Origin of the sequence: Pseudomonas sp. Bc-h, assembly GCF_002080045.1 — a bacterium.
Lineage (GTDB): Bacteria > Pseudomonadota > Gammaproteobacteria > Pseudomonadales > Pseudomonadaceae > Aquipseudomonas.
In genome coordinates this window covers 75,490-96,129 of record NZ_MUIN01000013.1, presented here as the reverse complement: position 1 = coordinate 96,129, position 20,640 = coordinate 75,490, and the positions used below count along the sequence as shown (strand labels likewise).

Annotated in this window: 17 protein-coding genes; 4 read left to right on the top strand and 13 right to left on the bottom strand. The window is 61.5% G+C overall.

Annotated elements, in window-relative coordinates; genetic code table 11:
- Nucleotides 1–13: 13 nt before the first annotated feature.
- A complete protein-coding gene (locus BWR59_RS25645; RefSeq protein ID WP_081568489.1) occupies nucleotides 14–1,543 on the bottom strand; it encodes a winged helix-turn-helix domain-containing protein in 1,530 nt (509 codons plus the stop codon).
- Nucleotides 1,544–1,926: 383 nt separating this feature from the next.
- Between BWR59_RS25645 and BWR59_RS25640 the strand changes: the two genes are divergently transcribed.
- Nucleotides 1,927–3,135, top strand: a complete 1,209-nt coding sequence (locus BWR59_RS25640) for an MFS transporter (protein WP_081568488.1) — start codon at nucleotides 1,927–1,929, stop codon at nucleotides 3,133–3,135.
- Between the two features lie 68 nt (nucleotides 3,136–3,203).
- Here the strand turns inward: BWR59_RS25640 and BWR59_RS25635 are convergent, their stop codons facing one another.
- The 4 genes from BWR59_RS25635 to BWR59_RS25620 all read right to left on the bottom strand — a co-directional run bounded on the left by BWR59_RS25635 (nucleotide 3,204) and on the right by BWR59_RS25620 (nucleotide 8,250).
- Nucleotides 3,204–5,453, bottom strand: a complete 2,250-nt coding sequence (locus BWR59_RS25635) for a molybdopterin cofactor-binding domain-containing protein (RefSeq protein ID WP_081568487.1) — start codon at nucleotides 5,451–5,453, stop codon at nucleotides 3,204–3,206.
- Nucleotides 5,450–5,914 (bottom strand): (2Fe-2S)-binding protein, encoded by a 465-nt coding sequence (locus tag BWR59_RS25630; protein WP_081568486.1) that lies wholly within the window; start codon nucleotides 5,912–5,914, stop codon nucleotides 5,450–5,452. The genes BWR59_RS25635 and BWR59_RS25630 overlap by 4 nt, the downstream gene beginning before the upstream one ends.
- A complete protein-coding gene (locus tag BWR59_RS25625) occupies nucleotides 5,911–7,179 on the bottom strand; it encodes a cytochrome c (protein WP_081568485.1) in 1,269 nt (422 codons plus the stop codon). The genes BWR59_RS25630 and BWR59_RS25625 overlap by 4 nt, the downstream gene beginning before the upstream one ends.
- A 78-nt stretch (nucleotides 7,180–7,257) precedes the next feature.
- Entirely contained in the window at nucleotides 7,258–8,250 is a 993-nt protein-coding gene (locus tag BWR59_RS25620) for an MBL fold metallo-hydrolase (protein WP_081568484.1), read from the bottom strand.
- A 205-nt stretch (nucleotides 8,251–8,455) separates the two neighbouring features.
- Here BWR59_RS25620 and BWR59_RS25615 point away from each other — a divergent pair, with 205 nt between their 5' ends.
- Nucleotides 8,456–9,886, top strand: coding sequence for a mechanosensitive ion channel family protein (locus tag BWR59_RS25615; RefSeq protein ID WP_081568483.1), 1,431 nt, complete (start codon nucleotides 8,456–8,458; stop codon nucleotides 9,884–9,886).
- A 27-nt stretch (nucleotides 9,887–9,913) separates the two neighbouring features.
- On the opposite strand, the gene BWR59_RS25610 is transcribed toward BWR59_RS25615, so the two are convergent.
- From BWR59_RS25610 to BWR59_RS25585, 6 genes are all read right to left on the bottom strand, one after another.
- The gene (locus BWR59_RS25610) at nucleotides 9,914–10,765 is read right to left on the bottom strand and encodes a DUF1989 domain-containing protein (protein WP_081568482.1); all 852 of its coding nucleotides are present in this window, start codon (nucleotides 10,763–10,765) and stop codon (nucleotides 9,914–9,916) included.
- A 90-nt stretch (nucleotides 10,766–10,855) separates the two neighbouring features.
- The gene (locus tag BWR59_RS25605) at nucleotides 10,856–11,533 is read right to left on the bottom strand and encodes a GntR family transcriptional regulator (protein ID WP_081568481.1); all 678 of its coding nucleotides are present in this window, start codon (nucleotides 11,531–11,533) and stop codon (nucleotides 10,856–10,858) included.
- Between the two features lie 99 nt (nucleotides 11,534–11,632).
- Nucleotides 11,633–12,496: a TIM barrel protein gene (locus BWR59_RS25600; RefSeq protein ID WP_081568480.1), complete on the bottom strand. Its 864-nt coding sequence runs from the start codon at nucleotides 12,494–12,496 to the stop codon at nucleotides 11,633–11,635.
- On the bottom strand, nucleotides 12,489–13,733 hold the full coding sequence (locus BWR59_RS25595; RefSeq protein ID WP_081568479.1) for an FAD-dependent oxidoreductase: 1,245 nt from the start codon (nucleotides 13,731–13,733) through the stop codon (nucleotides 12,489–12,491). Before BWR59_RS25595 ends, BWR59_RS25600 begins: the two co-directional genes overlap by 8 nt.
- Complete coding sequence (locus tag BWR59_RS25590; protein ID WP_081568478.1) at nucleotides 13,730–14,059, bottom strand: MocE family 2Fe-2S type ferredoxin; 330 nt, start codon at nucleotides 14,057–14,059, stop codon at nucleotides 13,730–13,732. Before BWR59_RS25590 ends, BWR59_RS25595 begins: the two co-directional genes overlap by 4 nt.
- A 45-nt stretch (nucleotides 14,060–14,104) precedes the next feature.
- Nucleotides 14,105–15,202, bottom strand: coding sequence for a fatty acid desaturase family protein (locus tag BWR59_RS25585; RefSeq protein WP_081568477.1), 1,098 nt, complete (start codon nucleotides 15,200–15,202; stop codon nucleotides 14,105–14,107).
- A 169-nt stretch (nucleotides 15,203–15,371) separates the two neighbouring features.
- Here BWR59_RS25585 and BWR59_RS25580 point away from each other — a divergent pair, with 169 nt between their 5' ends.
- Complete coding sequence (locus tag BWR59_RS25580; RefSeq protein ID WP_081568476.1) at nucleotides 15,372–16,415, top strand: LacI family DNA-binding transcriptional regulator; 1,044 nt, start codon at nucleotides 15,372–15,374, stop codon at nucleotides 16,413–16,415.
- 1,016 nt (nucleotides 16,416–17,431) lie between these two features.
- Here the strand turns inward: BWR59_RS25580 and BWR59_RS25570 are convergent.
- Both BWR59_RS25570 and BWR59_RS25565 read right to left on the bottom strand, forming a co-directional pair.
- Nucleotides 17,432–18,583 (bottom strand): phytanoyl-CoA dioxygenase family protein, encoded by a 1,152-nt coding sequence (locus BWR59_RS25570; RefSeq protein WP_081568474.1) that lies wholly within the window; start codon nucleotides 18,581–18,583, stop codon nucleotides 17,432–17,434.
- Entirely contained in the window at nucleotides 18,580–19,437 is an 858-nt protein-coding gene (locus tag BWR59_RS25565) for an SDR family oxidoreductase (RefSeq protein ID WP_081568473.1), read from the bottom strand. The genes BWR59_RS25570 and BWR59_RS25565 overlap by 4 nt, the downstream gene beginning before the upstream one ends.
- Nucleotides 19,438–19,600: 163 nt before the next feature.
- Here BWR59_RS25565 and BWR59_RS25560 point away from each other — a divergent pair, with 163 nt between their 5' ends.
- Entirely contained in the window at nucleotides 19,601–20,626 is a 1,026-nt protein-coding gene (locus BWR59_RS25560; protein ID WP_081568472.1) for a LacI family DNA-binding transcriptional regulator, read from the top strand.
- Nucleotides 20,627–20,640 lie beyond the last annotated feature (14 nt).

Here is a 20,640-nt window from a genome sequence, read left to right as displayed (position 1 = left end):
CACTTCCGTCGGTTCAGCGGCCAGCCGCCAAGGCTCTCTGATGTCGGGCATGATACCCGTCAGGACCAATCGGCGTAGCCCTGCTGGCCTGCAAGCTGGCCATTGACGATGGAATTTCTCGGCTTCTCGGATCTGGTTTGAACGTATCGCCGGCCAGCTCCTGAGTCTGACCGATGCGCAGGCACGTACGGGTTGCCGCCAGCATCCGGTAAAAGCGGAACGGCCCTTGAGCCGACACCATCAACAGCGACTTGGTGGCCAGCCGCACCATGCAGTCCATGATGCAGGAGCGCGCCAGCGTCGCGCATTGCAATGCAGTGCAGGCCTGTTCAAGGGTGAAGCGCCCTTCCAGATCGGCCAACTGCCGCAGCACGGTACGCTCATCGCGACTGAGCAGCCGATAACTCCAGGCCAGCGAGGATTGCAGGGTTTGCTGGCGCGGCGGCGCGGTACGCAAGCTGGCCGACAGCAGGTGCACGCTGTCATCCAGCGTCCCGACCAATTGATAAAGGCCCAACGCACAGGCGCGGGCGGCCGCCATTTCCAGCGCCAACGGGATGCCATCGAGCCGTCGGCAGACCTCACCCACCAGCTCGATGCTGTAGTCGTCGAGTTCGCCATCGGCCGTGCTCGCCACCTGGCAATCCAGCGCTCGCCAGTGCCGCAGAAACACCTGGGCCGAGTGGCAATGCAGGATGGCTTCACGGGTTGCGTCCGGCGCAGGCGCAGTCAGTGGCGGCACCTGAAGGCTGCGCTCACCGGCAATCCGCAACGGCTCGCGGCTGGTCGCGAGAATCTGCACGCTGAATGCGCCGGACAACAAGACCTCCACCAGCCCGGCGACTTCATCGATCAGGTGCTCACAATTGTCGAGGATGATCAGCCCGGGGTGCCGGGCCAGGTGCTGCATGATCAATGGCAAAAGGGGATCAGCACTGCCACTGTCGACTCCCAGCGCAGCAGCCAATGCCTGTGGCAATGATTCGGCGCTCTGGAATTGTGCCAGCGCCACGAACCACACCGGGGTCGAACCGGCGTCGAGCCGTTGCCGCCCCAGTTCCACCGCCAGGCTGGTCTTGCCCACACCGCCAGGGCCCGTCAAGGTGATGAACGCCCGAGGGTCGCTCAATGCGGCGTTGATCTCGTCCAGCAGGGTTTCGCGCCCGACCAGATCGACCGCTGCCGGAAGCCGCTGCACTCCGACCGGCGAATGCAATGTTTGTGTCTCTTCGAGCAATGCGCCTTGCGCACAAACCTCGCTACCCAGCAACAGATAACCCCGGCCGGGAATCGTGCGGATCAGGTCGCGGTCGCTCCCCAGCGCCTTGCGCAGTGCCGAGATATGCACTTGCAGGTTGTTTTCCTCGACGACCGTGTCCGGCCAGACCCGCTGCAGGATCTGCTCCTTGGTCACCAGTTGCCCCTGTTGGCGAATCAACAGTTCGAGAATATCGAAGGCGCGGGTGCCAATACGCAGGGCAACGCCGTCTTTGAAGACATCCCTGAGTTCCAGGGACACGGTAGCCTGACCGAGACTTATCATCTTATTCACGCAGTCCTTAGAGTGGATTCGCACGCCCTGAATTCGCCGACAGTCACGCAGCGTCTATCGCTTGCGTGGCCGTACAACGCAGCAGATCCATTTTTAGTCAGTGCCCATCTAATCAGCAAAAAACGTTAACCGATATTATCCGTAGGGGTAGTTACTTGGCAGTAATCGCTCTAAGCCTGCAATCTTTGTGCACTGTGTGAACCCATTATCAACAGATGTCCGGCCGGCGATAAAGGCTTATGTCGTTGCGTCGGGGGCAATACCCTTTTGCGTTCTCGGCCCATTCTCCAAGGGTGCCGACTGCTCTAACTTCGCTGGCACTGGATGACCTCACCGGTCGATCCGCCCCTTGCCACTGACATGAGCAGACCGCCATGACCACTCCGCTGACCTCCACGCTGCAGGCACCGGCCCGGGAACTGACCCGCGCCATGGTGCTGCTGTTCGCCTTCTGCTGCGGCGCCATCGTCGCCAATCTGTATTACGCCCAGCCTATCGTTGAACTGATTGCGCCGGATCTAGGCCTTTCTGCGAGCAGCGCCAGCCTCATCGTTTCCCTCACCCAGGTGGGCTATGCCCTCGGCCTGTTGTTTTTGGTGCCCCTTTCTGACCTGATCGAAAACCGCAGGTTGATGATCGCCACCGCTGTGGTCGCCGCGGCCAGTCTCCTGGGTGCAGCCACCATGGAGCATGCCAACGGTTTTCTGCTGGTGTCGCTGATCGTCGGTTTCAGTTCGGTGTCGGTGCAGATGTTGATTCCGCTGGCCGCGCATCTGGCCCCGGAACAGTCACGCGGTCAGGTCGTCGGCAATATCATGAGTGGTCTGCTGCTGGGGATTCTGCTGGCGCGGCCGCTGTCGAGTCTGGTGGCCGACCACTTCGGCTGGCGTGCGGTGTTCATGTACGCAGCGGTGGTGATGCTGGCGATCATCGCGGTACTGGCCTTGACCATTCCTCGGCGAGTACCGGATCACAAAGCCTCTTACGGCCAATTGCTCAAATCCCTGGTAACGCTGATGGGGCGGCATGCCGTGTTGCGCCAACGGGCGCTCTATCAAGGCTTGTTGTTCGCCGCCTTCAGCCTGTTCTGGACGGCGGTACCGGTTGAACTGGCGCGGCATTATGGTCTGTCACAAAGCCAGATCGCGCTGTTCGCTCTGGTCGGTGCCATCGGTGCCATTGCCGCGCCCATTGCCGGTCGCCTGGCCGACGCAGGTCTGACGCAACGGGCATCACTGATCGCACTGATTCTTGCCCCTGTGGCGTTTCTGCTGGGCTTGAGCAAACCGGGCTACAGCGTCATCGGCCTGGCGATTACCGGTGTGCTGCTGGATTTCGCGGTGCAGATGAGCATGGTGCTGGGGCAACGGGCGATCTATGCGCTGGACCCGGCCAGCCGTGGACGCTTGAACGCGCTGTACATGACCAGCATCTTCGTCGGTGGCGCCATCGGTTCGGCGCTGGCCAGCGGGCTTTACGAGCGTCACGGCTGGGAAGGCGTGATCGCCCTCGGCGCGGGGTTGCCGGTGCTGGCGTTGGTGGTGTTTGTACTGATCAACCTGAAACGATCACAGGTCGACTGATCGACCGTTGGGCCCGTTTCGCACATAAGCCCTGAAGCCTCGCTTCAGGGCTTTTCGCTTTGCGCGAGCTATATTCGCTGCTGCCAGCCTTTGCGCGCCAATGGCAACGCCTGCAGGCGTTTGCCCAACGCTTCGCTCATGGCATTGCCCAGCGCCGCAGCCATGGGCCCCTGAACGATTTCAGCCGCCCCGAGAAACGCTTGCCCGGGTTGATCGATCAAGTGCACTTCAACCTGTTTCGGCAAGGCCGGGAAGCGAATGATCGGATAGCCGCTCCAGTCATAACTGCGCACGCCCCCGGCGTCGTAGTCCACCTGTTCGTAGAGTGTCCAGCTGGCGGACTGCACGATGCCGCCCTCGACCTGATTGCGCAGCCCGTCTGGGGTGACGATCTGCCCGACGTCCACGGCGGTCACCACCCGGTCGATGATCACGTCTCCGGTCTGGCGCTGCACGTGCAGCTGAACGGCGATGGCGCAGTAACCCATGATGTTCTTGTAGCGAGCGAAGGCGAAACCGATACCGCTGCCGGGCCCGGCCGCCTTTTGCGGCCAGTTGAAGGCCTTCGCGACTTTCTCGATCACCGCCCGGGCGCGCGGGTCGCTGAGGTTCTGCAGACGGAACTGCACCGGATCGGCCCCGGCCTGAACCGCCAGCTGATCCATCGCGCTTTCGATGGCGAAAACGTTGATGTGCGCCCCCAGTGAGCGCATCGCCGAGGTGCGGAATGGCATCTGCGTGACGAAGGTCATGTTGATGCGGCTGCTGGCGACGTCATACAGCGGCACGACGTTACGATCACCATCGCCTTCGGGCTGGGCAATCGGCACCGAAGGCGCCGGCGTGAAGGGTCTGGCCAGCAACCAGGCAGGCATCAGGCGCCCGGCGTTGACGATGCGTTCGTTGTGCGGCGTGGTCCACAGTTCTGTATTCCAGCGCTGCAAGCGGCCGGAATCATCCAGCCCCACGTCCAGCTCGACCCGCATGGCCGAGCTGTAGGGTTCCCACAGGTTCTCCTGCTCGCGCATCCATTGCAGGCGCACCGGTTTGCCTGGCATCGCCATGGCGATCAGCGCGGCATCGGCGGCGGCGTCATCGGCACCGTTGTGCCCGTAGCACCCGGAACCCTCGACGTGAATGCAGCGCACCTGCGCCATCGGCAGCCCGAGCATTTCGGCGATCCCCGCACGCAACGGATATACGCCCTGAGTGTGGGTCCATACGGTGAGCAGGCCTTCCTTGAACCAGGCGACCGAACACGAAGGGCCGATGGAGCCGTGCATCAGGTATTGCTTGGTGACTCTGGACTTCCAGCCGTGCGGCGCCGGCGCATCCGGCGTGCCTTTGTTGGTGATGGGGTAACGCCGGGCGGGCAATTCGGTGAGCAGTTGATGAATGTCTCGCGAGTCGGGTATCGGGTCGCCGTTCGACCATCGGGCCAGTTCGTAACCCTTGCGCATCGCCTTGATCGCCTGCCATTCATCCTCGGCGACCACCGCCAGGTAGCTGCCATCGCGAACCAGCCTGATGACGCCGCTCATCTGCTCGATAGCCGCCTGATCGATGTCCAGCAACCGACTGCCGCGTCTGGGCGGACGAATGACCCGCGCATGCAACATGCCCGGCAGACGCATGTCCTGCACGTAACTGGCGCCGCCGCTGACCTTGGCGGGAATGTCCAGACGTGGCAGCGAGTGCCCGATCAGGGTGAAGCTGTCGGCAGGTTTGGGCGGTGAATCCTTGCTCGCGTAACGGTGTAGCTGAACACCCGCCACGGCCTGAACGTACGTCATCGAACGGCCGTCGCGGCCATGAACCACCGCGTCGCGGGTACTCAGCGCTTCGACCGGCTGAGCCCACTGCCGGGCTGCGGACTCCAGCAACAACTGCCGCACCTGAGCGGCGGCATTGAACAACGCCGTACCACTGTCGAACATGGTGTGGCTGCCAGCGGTATAGCCCTCGTTGGGCGTCAGCGCAGTGTCGGCGGTCAAGAAGCGGATGGCCTGGGGCGCAACGTCCAGACGCTCGGCCGCCACTTGCAGCAGTGCAGTCCTGACCCCGGTCCCCAGCTCGACCTTACCGGTGTAAACGGTGATGCCGTCTTTTTCGTCGATGCGTATCCAGGCATCGAGAAACGGATTGGTGCGCAGGCTGCCCGGAAGATCGGGCGCCAGCACCTGGGTGCCCAAGGTGTCGACCTCCGTGTCGGCAAACGCGCGACCGGCGCCGGGGACCATGGCAAACCCCACCACCAGCGCGCCATTGATGAGGAACGCGCGACGACTCTGGTCCACTGTCTCCTGCGAACGGCTCATGGCTTCACCCCGCTGGCGATCACCGCCTTGATTGCGGAAAAGATCCGCAGGTGGGTGCCGCAACGGCAGAGATTGGGCGCCATGTGTTCGCGAATCTGCTCGTCGCTGGGATTGGCCACCTCTTCGATCAGCGCCTGTGCGCGCATGATCATTCCGGCGATGCAATAGCCGCACTGCGCAGCCTGCTGCTCGATGAACGCCTTTTGCAGCGTGCCCGGTTTCTCGGCGCTGCCAAGACCCTCTACCGTCCTGACCGCTTTGCCGGACGCAGCCTCAGCGGGCAACAGGCAGGAAAACACCGGTTTGTCGCCGACCATGACCGTGCAGGCGCCGCATTGGCCGAGACCGCAGCCGTATTTGGCGCCATTGAGCTGCAGATGATTACGCAGGGCGTACAGCAGTGGCATGTCGGGATCGATGTCCAGTTGATGATCCTTGCCATTGACGTTCAAGGTGATCATTTCGACGCGCCCTCCTGACGAATAGTGGTCACGGTCTTTTCAAGGTCCGCCCAGGGTTGCGCGGCACAGGCCTGACTGCGCAGATAGCCAGCCAGCGCGGCGATGTGCGAGTCGTCCAGTGAATCGGCAAATGCCGGCATGTAATGGCTCGGTGCGCGGGGGGACATTGGAATGCCTTCGAGAAGGGTCTTTATCAGGTTGCGCGGAGTGTCAGCAGTCGCTGCCGAAACGACGCTCAGACCCGGGCGTCCGTCGACCGTGCGCATCGGCGCCCCGCCACCATGGCAGCCGGCGCAGGCACCGACGAAGAGCGCCGCACCCGCTGCGTTGTCGGGCACGGCCGAGGTGCTGGCAGCGCAATCGGGACCCGCTTTTGCGCCAGCGCCGCGAAGGCTCAGAATGTAATCGGCCATGGCCTGCGCATCCTCCTCGGGTAGCTGGGCGATGCTCAGGCTGACCGGCAACATCGGTCCGGCGGCGCCGCCGTGATGATCGGCCACCTCACCTCTGAGGTAGGCGACCAGTTGCGGCGCAGACCACGGATTGGCGGCCTGCGCCATGCCGGTCAGCGCCGGCGCGTGCCAGCCGTCCACCAGCCCACCGGCCAGATGCTCACTGGCCTTCTCGCCACCAATGAAATTCAGCGGTGTGTGACAGGACGAACAGTGACCGGCACCTTCGACCAGATAACGGCCGCGATTCCACATGGCCGACTGCCCTGGCACGTCCACCAACGGGTCATTGCGCAGGAACAGCAGATTCCAGAACGAAACCAGCGGGCGGAAGTTCATCGGGAACATCATGTGGTTTTCCGGCGCACGGGCCCGCACCGGGTCGACGCTCATCAAATAGGCATAGGCGTCGGCAATGTCGGTGTCGGACATTCGGCTGTAGTGCACATAGGGGAACGCCGGATAGAGAAAATGCCCGTCGCGGGAGACACCTTTACGCATGGCCCGCACGAACGCCTCCGGTGGCCAGGCGCCGATGCCGGTTTCACGATCCGGGGTGATATTGGTGGTGTACAGCGTCCCGAACGGCGTCACCAACGGCAGACCGCCCGCCATGTAAGCGCCGCCGGGTCGGGTATGGCAGACGGCGCAGTCGCCCTGCTCCACGACCCGGGCACCGCGCTCGACACTGGCGGCGTCCGCCATCGCCGGTTTGTCGAGGGGGGCAATAGAGGGGCGCCACATCATTGCCGCACACACAGCCAGGCCGATCAATGCGATCAGCGATAATGCCCAGAGCGATTTTCGCTTCATGGTCGGGCCTCTCAGGATTCACGGTTATCGAGCGAAAAATCTAGCTATACCGCCATCGCCTGACTTGTACGGCTGTGCTCAATCGATCAAAGGCACATGCGCCGCACGCTGATACGGCCCGTATTCCACCGGCACCCACTGGAAGTGTTTGCTGACGCTTTCGATGTGGCCAGTGCCAGGGAACGGCAAGTGCGCGGCGGCAACCCAGATTTTGCTGCTGGCCGCGCTGGTGAACACCGTGTCGCGGCTGGCGATGGCGTTCTTGCTGTTTTCATCGAAGGCGATGCTCACTTCGGGGTGCTCGAACTGCACGGCGAGGTTATGCACCAGATCACCGATGAACAGGATGCTCTGGCCTTTGGAAGTGAACTGGTAGGTGGTGCTGCCCGGCGTGTGCCCGGCTTCCAGCGTGGTGCGCACTTCGGCGACCGGCGCATCGCCCGGGTTGAAGGTCTTGAAACGCCCCGCCGCGATGTACGGCGCAGTCGATTCCTGGGCAATCTTGAAGAACGGTCTGGCCTGCTCCGGAACACGTGTCAACGCTTTCGGGTCGAGCCAATAGTCGGCCTCAGGCTTGGCTGCGTACACCGTCGCATTGGCGAAGATCGGCTGTTTGTTGGCATCCACCAGCCCGCACACGTGATCCAGATGCAGGTGGGTAAGCAAGATGGTATCGACCTGATCGGGCTGATACCCCGCCGCTTTCATGTTCTGCGAGAGCATGCCGGCGGTTTCGCCGATGCACTGCCCGGCGCCGGTGTCCACCAGAATCAGGTTTTTGCCGGTGTTGATCAGAAAGGCGTTGAACGCAGTCTGGACGCCGGGGGTTTCGATGGCGTGCCGGGCCAGCATCGCGCGAATCTGCTCGGGCTTCATGCCCTTGAGCAGCTTGGGGGACAAATCGTTGTAGCCGTCGAACAAGGCCGTGACTTCGTATTCGCCTACCGCCAGGCGAAAATAACCCGGCGCCTGGGTTTTCTGCTGGGCCGGTGGTTGCGCGGCGGCCACGGCTGAACCCAAGGCCAGAGCCAGGCCGATGCTGCCAGTCAGAAAAAGCAGGGATGAACGCATGAGAAGCCTCGAAGCACTGGAGAGAGAGGCGCTCGATAGTGCGACTGACAAGAATGTCGGGATTGAAGCAATGTGCTTGTTTTGCGCACGCCCGCGTGGCCCGGGACAGACGCCCCATCCGTTATAGACATCCTGCCCTCAGAGTCCCTACCATCCGCTGCGCGCGTGCCACGGCGACCTGCATCTTTCTAGCGGATATCCCTCAATGTCGACAGCTGTCCCCCATTACTCGCTGGCCTGGAGCCTGCTTCTGTTGCTGGCCGATGTGATCGCCTGGCATCTGCTGGCCGATCGCAACCGGATGACCCGCATCGCCATTCGCCTTGGCGGGTTCATCGCTTTCAGCCTGGTGATCATCAACGCCGGCATCAGCCCGCTGGAAGCGCCGGCCTGGCCCGATAACAGCGCGCTGCAGTTCGGCGCCACGGCACTGGCCATCGTCTGGTGGATGTACGCCGCCCGTACCCTCACGGTGTTACTGGGCCTGTTGCTGACCGGGCGGGTTGGGCACAGCGGGCGTCTGTTGCAGGAAGTGATTGGCGCGGTGATCTTCCTGATCGCCATCGTGGCTGCAGCCGGTTACGTGTTGCAGCTGCCGGTGAAAGGTTTGCTGGCGACATCCGGGGCGATGGCGATCATCGTCGGTCTGGCGTTGCAAAGCACGCTGGCCGATGTGTTTTCCGGGATCATCCTCAATACCACCAAGCCCTATCAGGTCGACGACTCGATTTCCATCGACGGCATGGAAGGCAAGGTCATGGACATCGACTGGCGCGCCACGCACCTGCTGACCGGGGTCGGGACCATGGTAGTGATCCCCAACTCGGTGGCGGCCAAGGCGAAAATCGTCAACTTGAGCCGACCGGTCAATATTCACGGCGTGTCGATCAACATCATGATGTCGCCGCACATTCGGCCGCGCCGCGTGCTGGATGCGCTGGAGCGGGCGCTACAGGGCTGTAGCGCGCTGCTGCAAACGCCAAGGCCGCGGGCGGTAGTCAAGGACACCAGCCCGACCACCATCGAATATTCGGTCACCGGTTTCATCAGTGATCTGGGCACCAAGAGCGATGTGCGCAACCTGCTGTTCGATCTGGCCTACCGGCACCTGGAAGCGGCGGGCATCGCCTGGCAATCGGAAACCACTGCCGAAGCGGTCTCGCGGCCTCGCGCTCTGCTCGATGAAGTGAAGATCTTTCGCACCAGCTCCGCCGATGAGAAGGCTGAACTGGCGCAGGCCATGGTCGCCCGCGAGTACGCCACCGGGCAGACCATCATCGAACTGGGGGAAGTCACCGACGGGCTGCTGGTCATCGCCACCGGCGTCGTCTCAGCGAACATTCCGGACGGCAACGCCATGGTCGAGGCCGGGCGCATGGGCCCGGGCGAAGTGATGGGCGAACAGAGCGTCCTCGACGATACGCCGTCCGAGGCACGCTTCATCGCCCTCACCTCCTGCGTCATCTACCGCATCGAAAAAGCTGCCACTCGCAAGTGCATGGAGCACCGTGCGGACATCACCACCGCCCTCAACAAGCTGCAGGCCATTCGCAAGCAGAGCAGCCAGCATGTGTTGCTGCGCAAACCGGTGGTGATCAAGAAGAACAACTTTCTGGGGTGGCTGCAGAAGCGCTGACTCAAGGGACGGTCCGCAGCGGGCTGGTTATTTTTCCCAATCCGCCTTGGCGATCTTCAAGCCGTGCAGCCCGTTGTACTCGGCGCGTTTCGGTTGCTCCCAGCCCTGCAGCAAGGTGGTGTCCACGTCGTAGATTTCCACGCCCAGCGGACGACAGACGCTCAGCGGGTCCTGCGCTTGCGGGCCCCACATCGGCAGCGACAAGTCGCCACCCGGGCAGGTCGACAGCGCGCACAACAGGTCGATTTCAGCGAAGAACTCCAGGTAGTCGCCCTTCTGCGCCGGGCAGGCTTTCATGAAGTACATGTCGTCATGGTTCAGACCGGTGCACTGGAAGATGTTCAACACGTCATGCACGTCGAACTCGGTCAGGCCGTGGGGCAGCACCGCGCGGGTCAGGTTGGAATGGCAGTGATGATGAAAGTCCTCACCAGTGAGCATCTTGTTCACGTATGGGTCGCAGCGGGTGCCGAGCAAGTCGTGCAGACGACCGCCGTGTTCGTCGATGCCGTAACCGGCCAGGCTGTCATCGGTGATGGTGACCATCGGCCGCAGAAACGGCAGGTTCGACCACAGACGGTCGTGAGTGGTGACATGCGCGCCTTGCAGTTGGCGGGTACGTGCCGCCCACATGCGTTCCCGCGGGTCATTGGCGTTCCAGACGTTGAAGTCACCGACCTGCGGGCCGACCGGCGTGGTGACGCGAAACACCTGGCCAGCCTTGACCTTCCACGCCCGCCCGGTGCGAATCGGCACTTCGAATTGTTCGACCAGCGTGCGGCGGTCCCGACCTTCGCGAATACGTTCATAGAACGCAGTATCGACCTGCAAGGCCGCGCCTTTGCTCACCTGGTAAGCGGCTGGGTAGTCTTTGTACATGGCAATCTCCTGACGTAGTGATAATGCTGTAGCTGTCCGGCTTGCCAGCGATAGCGATTCCCAGAGCGCCACCGCCGACAAGCCGTGGCGCTACCGAGGCCGCGGATCCGGGCGGGAACTGGTCAGCAATTCCAGTGCCTGGTGTTCGGAATCGTTGAGGTAGCTGTCCATGGCCTCGCCCGCTTCGACGCGAAGGCCGTCGATCAGCAATTGATGAATGTGCCGGTCGCGTTCGAGCCAAGGCGCCTGGTAGCGGGCTTCGTCGGGAGCGGCGGAAAACACCAGACGCATCTGCGCCACGATGTTGGTGAAGAATTCGTCGAATGACGGGCTGTGCAGTAAACCCACCACCTGCTGATGAAAGCGCAGGCTGTGAGTGCCGAATGCGCGCCAGTCTTCACGTTCGCAGGCCAGTTGCGCCGCTTCGATGGCATCGGCCATGCGCACGGATGAATGATCCGCCAAAGGCTTGCCGAGCAGTATGGCTTGGGATTCGAGGGTGCGCCGGACCATGAACAGATCGCGCACATCGTCCACGCTAAGGCGACGAACGATCACGCCCTTGTGGCGCACGTATGTGGTCAGGCCTTCGCGACCCAGCAGGTGCAACGCCTCGCGCACGGTGTTGCGCGAAGCGTTGTAACCGCGCACCAGTTCGCTTTCCACCAGCGACATGCCCGACAACAAGCGCCCGTTGATGATGTCTTCGCGCAGCTCGTGCGCAACCTGATCGGCCAGCGACAGGCCGTTTTCCTTAGCGATGGACACAATGCGCTTCCTGAAGAGTCTGGATTGTTCACAACACTGCTCACCACATTGTTCAACAACCCGGTTTCATTCAGGACAGCACATGCCGTGCCAGCTTGGTTAGATTCTTTTTCCAATACTCCGCGTACACCCTGCCCAGATATCTCGAATCAACGCCTTCATCATCAATGACTCCTCCCACCGATCGGTAACATCCTGGCCGTTGCGATCAGTCATCGCGTACGGAGGCGGCCCGAGTTCGCAGGTAAACGACAGACTGCCCTGCACGTCCGTGCGCTTTAGCCAGTCTTCGATGCCGTATTTCCACCACTCACTGAACAGCGCGACCCACGGCTGGTGTTGTTCGAAACTGATCGGCAACTGCACCTGCTCACAGCTCGCCACCCGCCCATGAAAGCCCCAGCTGTTACGCAAGATGGTCTCGATCTGCTCTCGGTCATCCTCCCCTGGCGGCAAGGGGATCTCGCGACCCACTACGTAATGCGACAAGTCCGCCAGGAGTTTCAGATCGGGCAATTCCTTGAGCAGATCGAGGGTGAAATGCAGGTCGTTGGTCACCCGATAGCGATGGGTTTCCAGTAGCACCGGAAAATCCACCTGCTCGGCCAGCCGTTGCCAGCCGTCGATAAGCTGCACCGCTTCTTTCAAGGAGCGGGGTCGGGCGTCGGCCTGAATGGTCAGGTGATGGCAACCATACTGACTGGCAATCTCCAGTACAGGCTTGAGGTCATCCACGGTCTGGGGAAACAGCTGCCCTTCGATCTGCAACCCAAGACTGCTGGCCAACCTCGACAATTCCCGGGCCGTGTCCGGCGCATAGTAGTGATCGGTGATGCCATCGAAGCCCGCCTCGGCGATCTTCGTCAGTTCATGTTCAAGGGCCGTGGGCAACACCCCCTGCGCGTTCTGCATGGCCCACATCGATTGAAAGACCACGAACTCCCGCTTCGAGGCCTCAGACATGGGCACCTCGCAGTAAGGCTTTTAGCGAAACGCTGGTGTCTGGCAATTGCTCCAGCGGCAACACCAACCGGCTCTCGATCAGCCGCTCGCAGAGCTTGATGTCCTTGGCGAGGCTGTTGCCGATGCCCCAGCCGCTGGCCCCCTGCAAACGCGCCTGTGCGTCGAGATACAACAGCAGAAAACCTGCATCGGCGAGCTCCCGTTCGATCACCTGAGCGTTGGGCGCCAGGGTGCCGACGGTCTGCAAACCGAATTCGTAATGATCGGACCAGAAGCCCGGCACCGTGCTGAACGCCTGCCGCTGACCGAGCATGTTAAGCGCAGCAAGGCGTCCCTGGGCTTCGGCATTGCGCCAGGTTTCCTGGCGGTGAAACTGGCCATCGTCACGCTGAAATTCACACACGTCCCCTGCTGCGAAAATGTCCGGCGCACTGGTTTGCAGAAAGTTGTCGACCTTGATGCCACTGCCAATTGCCAGACCCGCCTGTTGCGCCAGTTGCAGATTGGGTTGCATGCCGATGCCCACCAGCAGCACATCGCAGGCCAGTCGCTCGCCACTTGCCAGTTGTACTGACTCGACTCGGTCAGCCCCGTGAAATCGCTCGATTTGCGCACTGAGGTGAATGCTCACGCCCATGCGCCGGTGCAGGGTCAACAGCGCCTCGGACAAACGTTCAGGCAAGGCTCTGGCGGCCAGTCGAGCACCGGCTTCCAGCACCGTCACTTCGCAACCTTTGTCACGCGCCGTAGAGGCGACTTCCAGGCCAATGAAACCGCCGCCCGCCACCAATAAGCGGCTGCCGGGTTGGAGGCGTTCCTGAAGCGTGATGGCCTCGTCGAACGTGCGCAGATAATGCACGTTAGTGAAGTCCCGGCCACCCAGATCGAGACGGCGGGATTGCCCGCCCGTGGCCAGCAGCAACTTCGTGTAACCCAGCGACACACCGCTGTCCAGATCGACACGATGCTGAGCCGGATCGATGTTGAGGACCCGGACGCCGCTCAGATGTTCGATCCCCGAAGCAATGAAACTCGCCTCGCTGAACAAGCTGCAAGTCTGGAGCGAGGATTCGCCCTTGAGCAGTGCCTTGGACAGCGGCGGGCGTTCGTAGGGCAGATGCGCTTCATCACCGATCAGCACGATGCGCCCGGCATAGCCGGCCTCGCGCAGGGTCAACGCCGCACGCCCTCCGGCGTGTCCGGCGCCGACAATCACCATCGCCTCGTTCTGGCTCATGCGCCGGTTCCTTGCGTGTCCAAAAGCACCCTACCGCCCTCGACCTTGACCGGATAAGTCTTGAGGTTGACGCAGGCCGGTGCGTTCAGCGCCTTGCCGTTGCGATAGTCGAAGCGGCCATTGTGCTTGGGGCACTCGATCACGAAGTCCATCACCAGCCCATCGGCCAGGTGAATCTTTTCGTGGGTGCAAAGCCCGTCGGTGGCGAAGTATTCGCTGTTGTGCGAGCGGTAGACCGCATAGGTTTTCTGCTGGTGATCGAAGCGGATGACATCCTCTTCATCGATCTCGTCGACGTGACAAACCTCTACCCATTGATTGCTCATGGCAGTGCTCTCTTGTTCTTCGGTGAGTGGCGAGTGGCGAGTGTTTCAGCTGAACGCCGATTCCTGACGTTCAGTGGCTGCAGCGGCTTCCACTGGCGCTTCCTTGATCGGACGCTTGATATAAAACGAGGGATCTTTTCGCTGCTTGAGCAAGGTTGGAATGATTTCCCGATACGCCTCGACAAGGCTGCTGTACGGCGGCGGGCAATCGTGTTTTATTTCTTCGTGAAGTTTCGCCAGCGCGTGATAAGGCACCATCGGAAACATGTGATGTTCCAGGTGATAGTTCATGTCCGAATAAAAGAACCGAAACACCGGATTCATATAAATGGTGCGGCAGTTTTTCCGGTGATCCAGTTCATCTTCCGCCAGGCCCACATGTTGGGTCAGGCCGAACACATAACTCAGCCAGCCGCCGTACATCGTCGGCAACAGCACGTACATCAGCGGCAGCCAGGAATTGAGGTACAGCGCCGAGGCGATCACCAGACCATGCAACGCCAGCCAGACTCGTGCAGTGCGATACACCTTGGGCCATTCGGACTCGGGAACGAAGACTTTCTCTTCGGCACTCATCTGCCCCGATGCGTGCAGGAACAGCGATTTGAAGCTGTTGTAGACGTGGGGCAACGAGAGCAACTTGAGCACGATCATGTTCAGGCGCGGCGGACGCGGTTCGACGATCTCCGGATCGCGGCCGACGATGATCGTGTCGGTGTGATGACGGGCATGGCTCCAGCGCCAGACCTGCGGCTCGTACATGACCATGAAGCAGGCCAGTTGATAGACCACGTCGTTCATCCAGCGGGTCTTGAATGCGGTGCCGTGGCCGGTCTCGTGCCAGCGCGAGTTGGCGGCAGTGCCGTACAGCAGGCCATACACCAGAAAGAACGGCACGCAGGCCGCGCTACCCCAGAACACATAACCGCCCAGACCGCTGAGGAGCATCGCGCCGAGCCACAGCGCGGTGTCGCGAATCGCCCGGCCATCGCTGCGCTGCATCAACTCTTTCATGCGCTTGCGCGGCACCGGGCACTGATACCAGACCGCCGAAACGAGCCCGGCCTCCTCGGCCAGCCGCGCCTGTTCGCCGGTCAGGCTGTAGTCTCTTCCACGTTCAGGATCGAAGGGTATCTGGGACATTGTTATTGTTCTCCGAAGATTGAAAACCGCGTTGTTTAATCACTTCGCTGATTCAAACTATAGAGATGCCAACCGCCGCAACAAGCGCTTGAAAGTATTCTCTCTCAAGCTATCATCCAGCGCTGTCAGCGCTTGATAGTTTTCTATCAAGCCATCTTCAAGGGGCAGTATGAATAACAAGAAACGCCCGACCATCGCCACCGTTGCGCAGCATGCCAACTTGAGTGTCGCCACTGTCGATCGAGTGCTGAATGCCCGTGCGCCGGTCAATCCGGACACTGCGCAAAAGGTCCATGAAGCCGCTGAAGCGGTGGGTTATTTCGCCGCCCGCCTGATCTCGCAACGCATCAATGAAAAGAAACCCGCCTATCACTTCGGCTTCCTGCTGCTGGGCACTTCGCAGACCTTCTACAAGACCCTGAGCGATGCCATTGTCGAACAGGCGCGGGAGGCACGGGCGGCGAATATCGTCTGCCACGTCAAGCTGATTCACGACCGCGCGCCTCAGTCCATCGCCCGGCAGATTCATCAGATGGCCGAGCACTGCGACTGCATCGCCTTGGTCAGTTTCGAGCATCCACTGGTCATCGAAGCCATCGAGCAAGTGCGGCAGCAAGGCGTGCCAGTGGTGTCGCTGCTGACCGAGCTGCCGACCCGGCAACCGGGGGCTTATGTCGGCACCGACAACCATGAAGTGGGGCGTACCGCCGGCTGGCTGATCGCCCACGGGTCGCACCCGGCGGGCGGCAGCGTGGCGGTGATGCTTGGCGGGCACCGGTTTCTGGGGCATGAGCAACGTGAGGCCGGAGTGCGCAGCTTCTTCGAGGAAAAGGCCCCGCAGTTTCGCGTGCTGCCGCCGATCGTCACCCTCGACAATGGTGCGATTACCGAAGAGGCAACCCTGGATTTGCTGGCCCGGCACTCGGACCTGCGCGGCATTTATGTGGCGGGAGGCGGTGTCGAGGGCGTGATCAGCGCGCTGGCGGCCACACCGCAGCGCCCGCCAATGTGCGTGATTCTGCAGGAGCCCACAGTGGAATCGCGCCAGGCCATGCGCAAAGGCCTGGTGACCCTGGTCATCGACTCACAGCCACGCCTGATCGCCAAGGAGCTGATCGAGTTGATGGTGCAATTGCCCGGCGCCGAGCAGATCGACCCGCAACGGCACAGGGTGCTGGTGCCGTTGCAGATCGTGACGCCGGAGAATATTTGAACATGCACTAGAGTGGCGTGCTGCTGTGGGGGGAGTCAGCTCGCGAACGCATTCGGTCTCCCACCTTTCTGTTTCTGATACATCGCCTTCGCGAGCAAGCTCCCTCCCACGGCCTTCGGCCAGAAGCAGACCTTCGCGCACCGTAATACCTGACACGCATCGATCATCGTGGGAGGGAGCTTGCTCGCGAATGGCGAAATGTCAGCCAGTGCAGTTGTCACTGACACTATGCCGTCGCGAGCAAGCTCCCTCCCACGGCCTTCGGCCAGAAGCCGCCTTCGCACACCGTAATACCTGACACACATCGATCACATGGGAGGGAGCTTGCTCGCGAATGGCGAAATGTCAGTCAGTGCAGTCGTCACTGACACTATGCCTTCTCGAGCAAGCTCCCTCCCACGGCCTTCGGCCAGAAGCAGAACGTCGCACACCGTAATAGCTGACACGCATCGATCATCGTGGGAGGGAGCTTGCTCGCGAATGGCGAAATGTCAGCCAGTGCGGTTGTCACTGACACTGTGCCTTCGCGAGCAAGCTCACTCCCACGGCCTTCGGCCAGAAGCAGACCGTCGCACACCGTAATACCTGACACGCATCGATCATCGTGGGAGGGAGCTTGCTCGCGAACGCATTCGGTCTGACACATTTCTGTTTCTGATACACCGCCTTCGCGAGCAAGCTCCCTCCCACGGCCTTCGGCCAGAAGCCGCCTTCGCACACCGTAATACCTGACACACATCGATCACATGGGAGGGAGCTTGCTCGCGAATGGCGAAATGTCAGTCAGTGCAGTCGTCACTGACACTATGCCTTCTCGAGCAAGCTCCCTCCCACGGCCTTCGGCCAGAAGCAGACCGTCGCGCACCGTAATACCTGACACGCATCGATCATTGTGGGAGGGAGCTTGCTCGCGAATGGCGAAATGTCAGCCAGTGCAGTTGTCACTGACACTGTGCCTTCTCGAGCAAGCTCCCTCCCACAGGTTCAGTGGTCGCCAGATCCTCTGTAAACCAGCCTCAAGCCAGCCGCTTGACCCGCATCGCCTCCACCGCCTCGGCAAACCGTCCAGCCTCCCATCGTTCACCCAGAGCCAGTGCCATCAACTGCTGTCCGGTCTGTGGCGCCATGCCGTGCAGCGGCGGATCGGTGTCCAGGTTGGTGGGGAACGAATAGCCGTCCGCACTCATGGCGATCACCGCGTGCATGCCCTCCTCGTTCAGCTCGCCCTGCTCCAGCCGTTTGAGCATCACGGGATACAACGCCAGCATCATCTTGTCACGGTTGACTGTTTCCATCGGCTTGCCGAACGCCGAGGAAATCTGCAGCAGATTGGCCATGCGAAACTGGTCCGTCGTGCGATTGGTTCCCGCCGCATGAAACAGCGCCGGGTTGAAGAACAGCAGATCGCCCTTGTTCAACGGGACCTGAATCGCGTGAGCGGCAAAGTAGTCGATGAACGCTGGATCACGCCACGCCAGATAGCCCAACTCATAGTGCTGAGAGAACGGCAACAACAGCGTCGGCCCCGTCTCCAGCGGCATGTCGGTGTGCGCCACCGCCCCTTGCAGGGTCAGGTTCTGTGACAGCCGATGCATCGGCAGCGGGAAACGCGCGGCCACTTCATCGCTCTGGAACCCCAGGTGATAGTCGCGGTGAGGCTGTTGCGCCTGCCCGCCCGGCGTCACCACATTGACCTGCGCCGTGGCCTGAAACCAGGGCCCCAGCCAGGCCTCGGCAATCAGGCCGAGCAACGGATTGGCGTAATACTCGATGAACGAATCCGGTGAATGTTCGGCCGCCTTCTGCAACGAGTTCCAGATCCGCTGATTGGCCCCGGCCTTGGCGAAATGGTCGGCGCGTACCACGCTCTGCGCTTCAGCCGCGATGATCTGGCGGAACACCTCGCTCTGGCGGTCGATAACCGACAAATCAGGATACGTATTACGTACTGCCATAACACCTGAGCCATCGCGGAATACAGCGTGAAGCTCGCTCAGCGTTCCCTCTCGATCCCGCTCGGCGGCAGCCCGAAGCGTGTTGGCGTCGTAGATCACCACGCCGCTGACCACCTCTTGCGCGAGGGGAAAGTCCGCGAGATTTACCCGCTGCTCGCACAGCGCGGCGAACGCCCCGACGTCGATGTCCCGGGATGTTGCAAACAGGCTCACAGCCCGACTCCGGCGACCCCTTCCAGCGTCAGCGGTGCATCCGGACGCGGGGTCGAGCCATCGCCACAGCCCATGATGCCCTGCTCCATATCGATCACGGCGCCAGTGGTCATCCCGGATTGATCGGACAGCAGATACGCGACGCTGTTGGCCACTTCCTGAGGTTTGAGCAAGCGGCCGAACGGTGCCTGGGCTTCGGCGCGTGCAAGCCAGCCGTCGTCGGCACCGTGGTACTGGCGCTGGATCTGGTCTTCGTGAGGCGTGTCCATCCAGCCGATGTTCAGGCCGTTGACCCGGATGCGATTGCGCAAGGTGCTGAAGGCGACGTTCTTGGTCAGGACGGCCAGTGCGCCCTTGGATGCGGCATACCCCGACAGGAACGACTGCCCGCCATGGCCGGAGACGCTGAGAATGCTGACGATCGAGCCTTCGACATTATTGGCGATCATCAGCTTGATGCATTCCTGCATGAGGAAAAACGGCGCCTTGACGTTGACCGCGAAGATGCGGTCGAACAGCTCCGGTGAGGTGTCGATGATGCTGCCGCGATCCGACATCCCGGCGCAGTTGACCAGGCCGTGAACCGTACCGAAATGTGCCTTGGCGGCAGCGACGACCCGGCGGCAGTCGTCGACGTTCTCCATGTCGGCTTCGACGAAAAAGGCCTGGCAGTCCAGTTCAGCCAGTTGACGCACCTGCTGTTCGCCCTTGTCGCGGCTGCGACCGCAAATGATCAGCCCCGCCGCGCCGCGTTGCGCGAGGGTATGGGCCACCGCGGCGCCCAAGCCTTGGGTGCTGCCGGTGACGACGAAATAACGACCGGTGAACGAGGTAGAAAGATCCAATGCTGACATGCCTGTCTCCTGCTGTTGTTGTTTTTGGCTGCGGGTAATCGTCATGACAATAGAATTTAATTTCCATCTGTACAACGAATGGAACTGAGACTAGCATTGCGATCACCTCACAGAGGCCCGAATCGACCTCAACAAGACCTCAGCAGAGGCTCAGGGGATTCCCATGCTCGACCGCGCCAGACGTTTTTCCATCAAGCAGATCGCCGCCCAGGCGGGTGTCAGCAAAGCCACGGTCGACCGTGTTCTGCATGAGCGCGGCAGCGTGCATTACCAGACCAACCGGCGCATCCAGCAAGCCCTGGAAGAACTGGAAGCCCAGGAAAAATCCGGACCCGCCGTGGGCCGCACCTTTCACATCGACATCATCCTGCACACCCCGAAACGCTTCAGCGACGCGGTGCAGGAAGCCATTCATGCGCAACTGGGCAGCCTGGCGCCGTTCCGCATCTTTCCGCGTTTACACATGTACCAGGAGATCGACACCCAGCAGATGCATGACCTGATCCTGCGCTGCGCGGGCAAAGGCAGTCAGGGCCTGATCCTCAAGGCCGCCGATGAACCGCAGATCAACGAAGCGGTGAATCAGGTAACGGCGGCCGGTGTTCCGGTGGTGACGCTGGTGTCCGACCTGCCTCAGAGCGAGCGCATCGGCTACATCGGCATGGACAACCGCACCGCCGGGCAAACCGCTGCCTACCTGATGGCGAGCTGGCTGGACAAGGTCGCGCAGGACGTCGCCGTGGTGATCAGCAGTGAGTTGTTTCGTGGCGAAGAAGAGCGCGAGATGGGATTTCGCACCTGGCTGCGCAGCCGTGCGCCGCATCTTCGGGTGGTCGACATCACCGGTGGGCTCGGCGTTTATGAGCCCACGCTGGAGCGGGTGACTCAGGCGTTGAAGGCCAACCCTTCGATCAAGGCCATCTACAGCGTCGGGGGCGGCAACCGCGCCATCGTCGATGCCTTCGCGGCGCTCGATCGCGAGCTCGCAGTATTCATTGGTCACGATCTGGATCAGGAAAACCGGCAGTTGCTCGCCGAGGAAAAAATCGCCGCGATCATCGATCACAACCTGCAGGTCGACGCCCGCCATGCGTTCCTGCACATCCTGCAGTTCCATCGCCTTTGGAAGGTCGATCCGATCCCCGCCTCACAGGTGCAGATCGTCACGCCGTTCAACCTGGCGCACTGAATATTGTTTCAACC

What these genes read in the sequence shown, in the direction of transcription:
- BWR59_RS25640 (WP_081568488.1), top strand. Translation starts at nt 1,927, where the DNA reads ATGACCACTCCGCTGACCTCCACGCTGCAGGCACCGGCCCGGGAACTG.
- BWR59_RS25595 (WP_081568479.1), bottom strand. Translation starts at nt 13,733, where the DNA reads ATGAGCCAGAACGAGGCGATGGTGATTGTCGGCGCCGGACACGCCGGA.
- BWR59_RS25635 (WP_081568487.1), bottom strand. Translation starts at nt 5,453, where the DNA reads ATGAGCCGTTCGCAGGAGACAGTGGACCAGAGTCGTCGCGCGTTCCTC.
- BWR59_RS25615 (WP_081568483.1), top strand. Translation starts at nt 8,456, where the DNA reads ATGTCGACAGCTGTCCCCCATTACTCGCTGGCCTGGAGCCTGCTTCTG.
- BWR59_RS25560 (WP_081568472.1), top strand. Translation starts at nt 19,601, where the DNA reads ATGCTCGACCGCGCCAGACGTTTTTCCATCAAGCAGATCGCCGCCCAG.
- BWR59_RS25580 (WP_081568476.1), top strand. Translation starts at nt 15,372, where the DNA reads ATGAATAACAAGAAACGCCCGACCATCGCCACCGTTGCGCAGCATGCC.
- BWR59_RS25645 (WP_081568489.1), bottom strand. Translation starts at nt 1,543, where the DNA reads ATGATAAGTCTCGGTCAGGCTACCGTGTCCCTGGAACTCAGGGATGTC.
- BWR59_RS25630 (WP_081568486.1), bottom strand. Translation starts at nt 5,914, where the DNA reads ATGATCACCTTGAACGTCAATGGCAAGGATCATCAACTGGACATCGAT.
- BWR59_RS25590 (WP_081568478.1), bottom strand. Translation starts at nt 14,059, where the DNA reads ATGAGCAATCAATGGGTAGAGGTTTGTCACGTCGACGAGATCGATGAA.
- BWR59_RS25600 (WP_081568480.1), bottom strand. Translation starts at nt 12,496, where the DNA reads ATGTCTGAGGCCTCGAAGCGGGAGTTCGTGGTCTTTCAATCGATGTGG.
- BWR59_RS25565 (WP_081568473.1), bottom strand. Translation starts at nt 19,437, where the DNA reads ATGTCAGCATTGGATCTTTCTACCTCGTTCACCGGTCGTTATTTCGTC.
- BWR59_RS25625 (WP_081568485.1), bottom strand. Translation starts at nt 7,179, where the DNA reads ATGAAGCGAAAATCGCTCTGGGCATTATCGCTGATCGCATTGATCGGC.
- BWR59_RS25585 (WP_081568477.1), bottom strand. Translation starts at nt 15,202, where the DNA reads ATGTCCCAGATACCCTTCGATCCTGAACGTGGAAGAGACTACAGCCTG.
- BWR59_RS25620 (WP_081568484.1), bottom strand. Translation starts at nt 8,250, where the DNA reads ATGCGTTCATCCCTGCTTTTTCTGACTGGCAGCATCGGCCTGGCTCTG.
- BWR59_RS25610 (WP_081568482.1), bottom strand. Translation starts at nt 10,765, where the DNA reads ATGTACAAAGACTACCCAGCCGCTTACCAGGTGAGCAAAGGCGCGGCC.